Source organism: Actinoplanes rectilineatus (genome assembly GCF_000962825.1).
In the GTDB taxonomy this organism is placed as follows: domain Bacteria; phylum Actinomycetota; class Actinomycetes; order Mycobacteriales; family Micromonosporaceae; genus Actinoplanes; species Actinoplanes rectilineatus.
This window is the reverse complement of record NZ_JZKF01000155.1, coordinates 1-8935: the sequence shown is the minus strand read 5'-3', so window position 1 is coordinate 8935 and position 8935 is coordinate 1. Positions and strand designations below refer to the sequence as shown.

Here is an 8935-nt window from a genome sequence, read left to right as displayed (position 1 = left end):
CCCGGCACCGCGCAGTGAAGCGGTAACCCGCCAGAACGCCGCGCGTGCCACGCGCAGCGTGGCTGGAATCGCCGTCCTTTAGGGCGGCGAGGATGTCAACGCGTCGCCGTAGCGCCCTTACGACACCTGGTACGTGATGGCCACGGTCGCCGCCCCGGCGGCGAGGAGGACGAGAAGCATCAGGGAGGCCGCGCCGACACCGGCCGCCAGCCGGCTCGCGGCACCGCGGACGGTCTTCCGGTCGGTGAGGGTGTCCGGGTGCTGAACGGTGACCGCGTCGGCGTCGTCGAAGAAAACCACGACGGCACGGTACGACGCCGCCCATCGGGTACGAAAGCCCAGGTCAGGTGACGTTCGCTACCCTGCTGCCGACAGTCACCGGGCCCGGACCGTTCGTGGTGCCGGAACCGTCGGCGGGGGTCGGCGCGTACGCTGCGTCAGCGCGACAGTGCGGAGGCGAAACCCAGCCAGGTGTGGCGGTTGCCGGCCCAGCACCATCCGACTTTGGGGGCGCCGCGGCGGGCCCGGCCGTCGCGGCCGGTTCCGCCGCTGATCCAGAGCGCGGGGGTACGAGCGTCGCCCGCCCGGCGGGATCCGATCGTCATGAAGCAGTGGCCGGGTTCGAGCGTCGCCGGTTCCTGGAGCAGCCAGCTGATGCCCTCGCCGACGGTGAGTGGTGTCCGCCCGCGGCCGAGGATCGCCGGGAGCGCCTCGTCGGGGCTCCAGTTGCGCATGTCGTCGCCGCGTTCGGGTTCGCGGAGCAGGTAGAGCGGACTGTCGGGCAGGGTGACCCCGTCGATGGGTGCGAACTCGTCGAGGTCGGTCATGTCCTCGACGACGAAGCCGGGCTTGTCGCCGCGGCGCAGCAGTGGGGCCAGTCGACGGGCGCCGGCCAGCATGGGGTGTACGGCCAGAATGCTCCTCGGTTCGTCGGGCAGAGCCGCGACGCAGGCGGCGAGTTCCGCCTCGGTGCGGCCGGTGGCGTCGGCGAGTCCGGCCTCGAGGAGGCGGTCCAGACGGTGGTTCAGGCTCATGGGACCTCCAGGCGGTTAACTCCGTACACAATACGGAGATTGAGAGAAGGGTACCTCGCTGCCTCGGCGCGGTGGGGATGCGAGCGGGAGCCTAGCTACCATGCGGTGCGTCGATATCGATGATCATGGGGGTTTGACGTGGACGAGCGGGACACGGTTTCGCTGACGCCGGCGCAGGTGCTGCGCCTACTGTTCCTCCTGGCGGTCACGGTGGTGGTGATCGTCGTGGTGGGCAGCTCGTTGCGGCGTGCGGAGCCCGCGACCACGGTGGCGGACGCCGGCACCGATGGCCGGCGGGCGGAAGGCACCGGGATCCTGGTGGGTGAGGCGGGGGTCTGGACCAGTGACCCGGAAGCCTTGAACAAGTCGGCCGGCCAGTCCGTCGCCCTGCACGCCGGAAAGGCGACAGTCCGGGTGACGGTGACCGGCGCCACCATCGGAACGGTGGCGTGCGCGCCGGGCACCGTGGTGGCGGTCGCGCTCCGGGTGCAGCCCGCGTCGGCGACGGAACTGCCGGCGGACGCCTTCAGCCTGGTGTCAGCCGACGGCACCGCGTCCACGCCGATCACCGCCTGTACCACCAACTTCGACCCGGCGAGCGCCTTCCGCTCCCTCGTCTTCGCCGCTCCCGACGCGGACCGCGTGATCATCGGGACGCCCGCCGAGCCCGAGGTGATGTGGCAGATGTCCTGACCGGGCATGACCCGCTCATCAGGGGGTACGGAACGCCGATGACACGGATCGCGGCGCGCTGGCAACGGCTGCGGCGGCGTCACCCCAGCGTCGACCATCTGGCGCGGGCCGCCGTCCGGTACGACGAGGCAGACGGGGGCCGGCTGGCCGCCGCGGTGACGTACTACGCGTTCTTCGGGACCTTCGCGGCGTGGCTGGCCGGCTTCGCGGTGTTCGGTTTCGTCCTGGACGACCCGGCCGTGCTGCACGCCGTCCAGCGGTACGTGGGACAGAACCTGACCGGCCTGGACGTGCAGGCGCTGCGCGAGGCGCGGACCACGGCCGGGGTGATCGCCTTCGTCGGCCTGCCGGTCACCGGCTGGTTCTGGATCGACGCGTACCGGTCCTCGATCCGCCGGATCTGGCGGCTCCCCGAGTACCCCGGCCGGCTGCCGACCCGGGTGCTCATCGACCTGCTCGTGCTCGCCGGCCTGGCGGTGCTGCTGGTCGCGTCCCTGGCGGTCGCGTACGCGACGACGGTCGTCGCGGGCCGGATCGCCGCGCAGACCGACGCCGGCGACGGATGGTCGCGGCTGCTGCTGGGCGTGGTCGGGTTCCTGGTGGGCGCCGGCGTGAACACCGTCCTGGCCTGCGGGGCGCTGACCGGGCTTCCGCGCGTACGCATGTCATGGCGCCGCCTGCTCGGCCCGGCGATCCTGGCCGGGGTGGCCATCGAACTGCTCAAGACGCTCGGCGGCAAGTATGTGCGGGCCGCCGAGGACAACCCGGTGTACCAGCTGGTCGCGGGCTCGGTCGGGCTGCTGGTGCTGCTCAGCGCCGTCAACCAGCTGTTGTTGTTCGCCGCGGCGCTCACCGCGACGAGCGCGACCGGCGACCCGTCCGACCTGGCGAGAGCCCCGTCCGGCCTGGGCGACGGCTCGTCCGGCCCGGCTGGGGACGACCGTGGCGGCTCGTCCGGCCCGGCCGGGGACGACCGCGGCGATTGACGGCCGGCGGCGTCACCCGGCGAGGGCGTCCGCGACCACCACCTGATTGCGACCGTGCTCCTTCGCGCTGTACAGCGACCGGTCCGCACGCACCATGACCTGGTCACCGATGCCCTCGGCGACCGGCTGGGTGCAGACCCCCACCGAGACGGTCACCGGGATCAGTACTCCGTCGCCCACGTCCATCGGGGTGGCGGCGACCGATTCGCGGAGTCGTTCGGCGACGGCCCGGGCGAGGGTGGTGTCCACCTCCTGCAGGAGGACGGCGAACTCCTCACCGCCGTAACGGGCGACGACGTCCTGGGTGCGGACCGACGCGCTCAGCCGGTGCGCCAGTTCCCGGAGCACCGCGTCACCGGCGGCGTGCCCGTACCCATCGTTGATCTTCTTGAAGTGATCGACGTCGACCAGGAGAACGCCGATGACTCCGGTGCGGCGGCCGGTCGCGGTGCCCAGTGCCTCCTCGAAGAAGCGGCGGCTGTGCAACCCGGTCAGGCCGTCGGTGACCGCCAGGCGGCGCTGTTCGCCGAGCATCAGCCACATCCGCGTCATCACCAGGGCCGACAACACCATTGACAAAAACGCATATATGGGTACGAACTGAGTGGCCCCGGTGAGGTAGGAGACGAACTGGGCGACCGGTGCGAGGAACAACGCGGTCGCGAGCAGAAGAAGGCGGGCGCGCGTCTGGCCGTCGCTGCGCGCCGCGGCGGGCTGGTCGAGCGTCGCCATCGACGGGTGGAGCGCGGCCGCCCCGATCAGTCCGAAGGCCGGATAGTTGAACGTGCTGAACAGCACGATCAGTTCCGGCTGGGCACCCAGGTAGACGGTGTTCACGGCGAAACCGACGTCGGTGATCAGGAAACTCGTGACACCCGCGACGATCAGCCACAACGCCGGCGGGGGACGTTCGGCGCTCAGCAGGATGCGCAGGGCGGCCGCGATGATCAGCAGATCGCCGCACGGGTACAGCGTGGCGATCAGCACCTGCCCGGTGGACAGGCCCGGCGCCGACGACGACGGCATGATCAGGGTCAGCCAGGCGAGCGTGCCGACCACCGCGATCACGATGGTCACGTCGACAGCGGCGACCGTGTCCCGGCCGCCGCGCCGCACCCGCCACAGCACCAGGGCCGCCGCGAACAGGGGATAGGCGGGTAGGAAGAACACGTCCTGCGGTCCGGGACCCGGCGGGGCGATGCCGAGTACGGCGTACACGTAGAAGGTCGAGGCCCCGCCCAGGTTGCCGAACAACCCGCCCGCGACGAGCAGCCACGGCAGTCGCGCGGACGGGCGGTGCCGGCGGACGCCGACGGCGACCGCACCCAGCGCCGTGCAGTAGGCGGCCACCCCGAGCACGACCGTCAGGGTGGTGGCGACACCCGTCAGGTGCGAGATCGCGAAGAGCAGCCCGGCGCCGGTGCAGAGAGCCGACAGCCGTCCGACGGTCATCACGTCCTGAGGCTAACCCCGGTCACCACGCTCCACGGCGGGTGTGGTGACTTGGGGCGCCCAGCACGCCCGTATTCACCACACCCCACTACGAGCGTGGCCAGCGCGGCTGAAGTCACCATGCGGACGGGCTTCGCACCCCTGCCCGCGGACGTTTCCAGCGGTCCGGCCCGGCGCGTTAGGGTCACCGGCATGGTTCTTCCCTACGCCGCTGTGCTCTTCGACTGTGACGGGGTGCTCGTCGACTCGGAACGCATCACCAACTCCGTGCTCCGGACGATGCTGCACGAACTCGGCTGGTTCGTCTCCGAGTCCGACAGTCTCCGCCTGTTCGTCGGGCGGGCGCTGCGCGACGAGACCGCGGTGATCTTCGCGCACACCGGGTTCGAGGTGACCGAGGAGTGGCTGGAGGAGTTCCGCAAGCGTCGCAACGACGCCCTCGCCCTCGACCTGCTGCCCATCCCGGGCGCGGTCGCCGCCGTCCGCGAGATCGACCGCTCCTACCGTGGCATGCTGGCCTGCGCGAGCGGCGCCGACCGGCACAAGGTCGAGCTGCAGCTGACCAAGGTCGGCCTGATCGACGTGTTCGAGGGCCGGATCTTCAGTGGCATGGAGACCCCGCGCAGCAAGCCCGCCCCGGACGTCTACCTGGCAGCCGCGGCGGCCCTCGGCGTCGACCCGGCCCGGTGCGCGGTCGTCGAGGACACCCCGACGGGGGTACGCGCGGGCGTCGCCGCCGGCGCCACGGTGTTCGGCTACTGCCCGCCGGACAGCCCGTCGCACAACACCCCGCAGGTCCTGCTGGACGCCGGCGCCGCGCACATCTTCACCACGATGGACGAGCTGCCAAGCGCCGTCAGTGGCTGTCTCTGAACCTGTTTTTGCAGGTGACGCCAGTATCAGCCCGCAGGGATACGGCGCAGGCGTTCGTTTGACCGTCACAGTGACGCCTATCCGAACGCCGGCACCGCGGAAGCGCCTTTCTTGGTGCTCTGTACGGGATCCAGCGGGCGGCGGCCGCCCTCGGCCACTGCTCCTCGCCGCCGACTCCGAACCGCCGGCGGATGCCCGCCATCGAGGGCGCCTCCAGTTCGTGGACCGAATGGCTCGAACGCTGGCACACCACCTCCACGCTGTCGCCCAAGGTCCGCAGCAACCACCGCTCCGTGCTGTCGAAGGTCGGACGTTGGCTCGCCGCCGAACACCCGCAGATAACAGAGCCGGCCCAATGGACGCGGCAGACCTGCGCGGCCTGGGTCGCCGCGGTCAACAGCCTCCGTGTCGGCGACTACGTCCAGCAGCTCGCCGCCCACGAGAAACGGGTGGGGCAGCCGGTCGCACCGCACACCAAGGCGGGCTACCTCACCGCGACCCGAGTGTTCTTCCGCGACCTACAGGAATGGGAGTGGATCCCCCGGCGGTTCGACCCCGTACGGGCCCTGTCCACGCCCAGAACGATCCACGCGATGCTCGGACCCGATCCCCGCGTCATCGCCGATGACATCCGGGCCAAGCTGCTGTGGGCCGGACTCAACATCGAGCCTGAAGATCTGCCTACCAGTCTCAACAACCTGCGCTACCCGCTCGAACTCCTCCGAGCATTGTCGCTGACCTGGCTGTTCAGCGGCCTGCGCAGCAACGAGATCGTCCGCCTCCGCGTCGGCTGCGTCCGCTGGCAGCACGACGGCTTCCCGATTCCTGGAGACCCCGACGAGGTGCTGGCACGAGACGCGGTCTGTCTGCTGGACGTCCCCGCCCACAAGACCGGCACCTCGTTCACCAAACCCGTCGACCCGCTCCTGGGCAAGGCAATCGAGACATGGCAAAGCCTCCGGCCGCAGCAACCCCGCATGCTGGACCGCAAGACCAGCGAGCACGTCGACCTGCTGTTCGCTATGAGAGCCCGTCGAGTCGCCAACACCTACCTCAATGGCACGATCATCCCGGCACTCTGCCGCAAGGCCGGCGTCCCCACCGCCGATGTCCGCGGCAACATCACCAGCCACCGAGCACGTTCCACCATCGCCAGCCAGCTCTACAACGCCAAGGAACCCATGACCCTGTTCGAGCTGCAAGCCTGGCTCGGCCACCGCAGCCCCGAATCCACCCAGCACTACGCGAAGATCACCCCGAACACGCTGGCCAGGGCCTATAACGACGCCGGCTACTTCGCCCGCAACGTCCGCACCATCGAGGTCCTCGTCGACCGAGACGCCGTCACCAGCGGCACGGCAGCCGCCGGCGAGCCCTGGCAGTACTACGACATGGGGCACGGCTACTGCACCTACACGTTCTTCGAGCAATGCCAGCACCGCATGGCCTGCGCCCGCTGCGACTTCTACACGCCGAAAGCCTCCAGCAAGGGCCAGCTTCTGGAGGCCAAAAACAACCTTCAGCGGATGCTGGCCAGCATCCCACTCACCGACGACGAGCAGGCTGCGGTCGACGACGGCCAGGCCGCGCTCGACCAACTCCTGGAACGACTGACCGACGTGCCCACTCCGGCGGGGCCGACGCCGCGTCAGATCGGCATCCCCGCCACGGCAACGCTGCTGCCGATCATCGATGTCCGGCACGGACACGCCTGAGCCGGCACCGATCCGGACGCAACCTGTCACCCGCGCTGCGCCGGCGTGGCGCGGCCGATGCAAGTCCGCTGCTCTGCTCGCAATGCGCCCGGGCCTCGGGTCGGCTGGCGGTCCAGTGTTCTAGCCTTTGACTGATGACCGACATGCAGCCTGCCGACGCGCCTGACGGGACTTGGACCAGGCTGACTGCCACTACCGACCTCGACCGGCGAGTAGCCCGGTCCTGGCTCTCTGGGCTCGGTTTCAACCGCGCGGCGCCTGTCGACGTGTTCCTCAGCCTCCTGGATGCCGGCGAGGCCAACTTTCTTTTTCGGGAAGACGTACCGCCCGAGGTCGTAGATGCCGCAGTCATCCACAATGCCGGGGACGTGCGCGCCATCGCGGCGGATTCCGGTCACCTCTCCGCCACGCAGTGGGACCGGCTTGTCGCCACCACGCCGAATCCGCGGCAGCGAGAACTCTTCGCGGGCTTCGCGGCGGAGCAACTGGCCGCACGGCGACTTTCCCGCGGCGGCCGTGGTGTCGGCCGTGCTCCGCACCCCGACGCTACGCCGCCCCAGACGCCGGAGGAGATCGCGGCGATGGCCGCCGAAGCGCCTGACATCGACCCGGGCGACCGGACGGTGGCGCTCTGGTGGATCGGCGCCCTGCATGAGAACGCCGAAGCCATGCTCCAACTCGCGGCCTCGCCAAAACTGCTGATCCGACGCAGCGTCGCCAGGGCACCTCGCCTGCCCACAGACGTGGCGGCCGCGCTCGCCCGCGACCAGGACCGCGTCGTGCGGCTCTTCCTCGCCGAGTCATGCGACGACGCCCCACCCGAGATGCTCCTGGAGGTGGCCGCGTGGTGGGAAGGCAGCCTGTCCTTCCCCGGCCGACCGCACAATCACCCCAACTTCCCCCGCGACGATCTGCTGCACTACGTGACAGACCCGAACCCTCGTCTGCGGGCCCTCGCCCTCACCGACCCGGCCTCCACGAATGCGCTCGCCGAGCAGCTCAGCTGCGACCCCGATCCGATCGTGCGCAGAGCCGCCGGCCAGGACCAACGCCTCTCGCCAGAATCGCTCCGAAGACTTGCTGCCGACACCGACCAAGGCGTTCGCCGGCGAGCCTGGCTCAATCCCTCGATGCCGCTCGAAGCCCTCGTGACGCTGCTGCTCGATGCGGACAGTGCGGATTACGCTGCCCGCAACCCCGTCATCCCGATCCCGGTCATGCGCCGTATGGTCGCGCTCGGAAGGCTCCAATCCACAGCCTGACCCTCGTGAGCATCCGAGGGATGCGGCGCCAGCGGCGTTCCTCGTTGTTACCGATGCCTGCGAACGGGCCAAACCCCATGCTCCACGGCCACGAACTTGACAAACAGATTCCACAGAAGGCGTGGTAGCACCTTGAAGCCGACCTGGTTCGGTGGCTTCTTCACGACCTTGAACGTGAGATCGAGTTCGTTGCGGGCCCAGTCGGCCAGTCCGGTGTAGCCGTTGTCGCCCCACATCAGGGTCAACTCGGGGTTCCGCTCGCGCATCTCGGGCAGCATCTCCCGGGCGGCGTCGCGGTCGGTGACGTCCGCCGCGGTCACCTTCACCGTCATCAACAGGCCCTTCGTGTCCACGATCAGGTGCCGCTTCCTCCCATTGATCAACTTTGCGCCGTCAAACCCGCGAGTATCTCGGCTGACGGTCTCGGCGGCCTTGACGCTCTGGGAGTCCATGATGGCGGTGACCGGGCGGGGGCACCGGCCGGCGTCGACGCGGATCTGACGGCGCAGCTGATCGCGGACGTGGTCGAGTACGCCGTTCTTGGCCCAGCGGGCGAAGAACGGCGTAGACGGTCTTCCAGGGCGGAAAGTCCGACGGCAAGGCACGCCACTTACAGCCGTTGTCGACCACGTAACGGATCGCGTCCACGATCTCCCGACGCGGGTGCGCCTCGGGGTGCCCGCCGGTCGGGGTGGTGGAAGCCGGGGCCGGCAGCAGCGGGGCGAGGATCTCCTCCCACTCGGTGTCGGTGGTGTCCGACGGGTAGCGGCGACGGCGGGGCAGGGCCGTGATCGTGGCGTTCATTCGTCACGCGCCAGCAGCGTGAGGGCGGTCTTGACGCCGACGAGCTGGCCGAGCACCAGCTGCGCCCACTCGTCGTCGGGGTGGTCCTGGACGTGCGGGATGACCACGGTGTCCAG

General features: G+C 69.8%; 10 protein-coding genes. 5 read left to right on the top strand and 5 right to left on the bottom strand.

Annotated elements, in window-relative coordinates; genetic code table 11:
- Positions 1-117 precede the first annotated feature (117 nt).
- Both WH85_RS45140 and WH85_RS45135 read right to left on the bottom strand, forming a co-directional pair.
- Positions 118-300, bottom strand: a complete 183-nt coding sequence (locus tag WH85_RS45140; RefSeq protein WP_045748381.1) for a hypothetical protein — start codon at positions 298-300, stop codon at positions 118-120.
- Between the two features lie 137 nt (positions 301-437).
- Entirely contained in the window at positions 438-1034 is a 597-nt protein-coding gene (locus WH85_RS45135; protein ID WP_045748380.1) for a DUF5701 family protein, read from the bottom strand.
- A gap of 138 nt (positions 1035-1172) precedes the next feature.
- On the opposite strand from WH85_RS45135, the gene WH85_RS45130 reads away from it, so the two are divergent.
- Both WH85_RS45130 and WH85_RS45125 read left to right on the top strand, forming a co-directional pair.
- Positions 1173-1727, top strand: coding sequence for a hypothetical protein (locus WH85_RS45130; protein WP_045748379.1), 555 nt, complete (start codon positions 1173-1175; stop codon positions 1725-1727).
- Positions 1728-1765: 38 nt separating this feature from the next.
- Positions 1766-2713 carry a YihY/virulence factor BrkB family protein gene (locus WH85_RS45125; protein WP_083449759.1) on the top strand — a complete coding sequence of 316 codons (948 nt, stop codon included), beginning with the start codon at positions 1766-1768 and terminating at the stop codon, positions 2711-2713.
- A 12-nt stretch (positions 2714-2725) separates the two neighbouring features.
- Here the strand turns inward: WH85_RS45125 and WH85_RS45120 are convergent, their stop codons facing one another.
- A complete protein-coding gene (locus WH85_RS45120; protein ID WP_045748378.1) occupies positions 2726-4165 on the bottom strand; it encodes a sensor domain-containing diguanylate cyclase in 1440 nt (479 codons plus the stop codon).
- 192 nt (positions 4166-4357) lie between these two features.
- On the opposite strand from WH85_RS45120, the gene WH85_RS45115 reads away from it, so the two are divergent.
- The 3 genes from WH85_RS45115 to WH85_RS47995 all read left to right on the top strand — a co-directional run bounded on the left by WH85_RS45115 (position 4358) and on the right by WH85_RS47995 (position 8015).
- Positions 4358-5038: an HAD family hydrolase gene (locus WH85_RS45115; protein ID WP_045748377.1), complete on the top strand. Its 681-nt coding sequence runs from the start codon at positions 4358-4360 to the stop codon at positions 5036-5038.
- 191 nt (positions 5039-5229) lie between these two features.
- Positions 5230-6753 (top strand): tyrosine-type recombinase/integrase, encoded by a 1524-nt coding sequence (locus WH85_RS45110; RefSeq protein WP_052721297.1) that lies wholly within the window; start codon positions 5230-5232, stop codon positions 6751-6753.
- A 134-nt stretch (positions 6754-6887) separates the two neighbouring features.
- Positions 6888-8015: a hypothetical protein gene (locus WH85_RS47995; protein WP_052721295.1), complete on the top strand. Its 1128-nt coding sequence runs from the start codon at positions 6888-6890 to the stop codon at positions 8013-8015.
- 47 nt (positions 8016-8062) lie between these two features.
- Here the strand turns inward: WH85_RS47995 and WH85_RS47990 are convergent, their stop codons facing one another.
- Positions 8063-8467 carry a transposase gene (locus tag WH85_RS47990; protein WP_083449758.1) on the bottom strand — a complete coding sequence of 135 codons (405 nt, stop codon included), beginning with the start codon at positions 8465-8467 and terminating at the stop codon, positions 8063-8065.
- The gene (locus WH85_RS54330) at positions 8409-8819 is read right to left on the bottom strand and encodes a transposase (RefSeq protein WP_157411634.1); all 411 of its coding nucleotides are present in this window, start codon (positions 8817-8819) and stop codon (positions 8409-8411) included. The genes WH85_RS47990 and WH85_RS54330 overlap by 59 nt, the downstream gene beginning before the upstream one ends.
- Between the last annotated feature and the right edge of the window lie 116 nt (positions 8820-8935).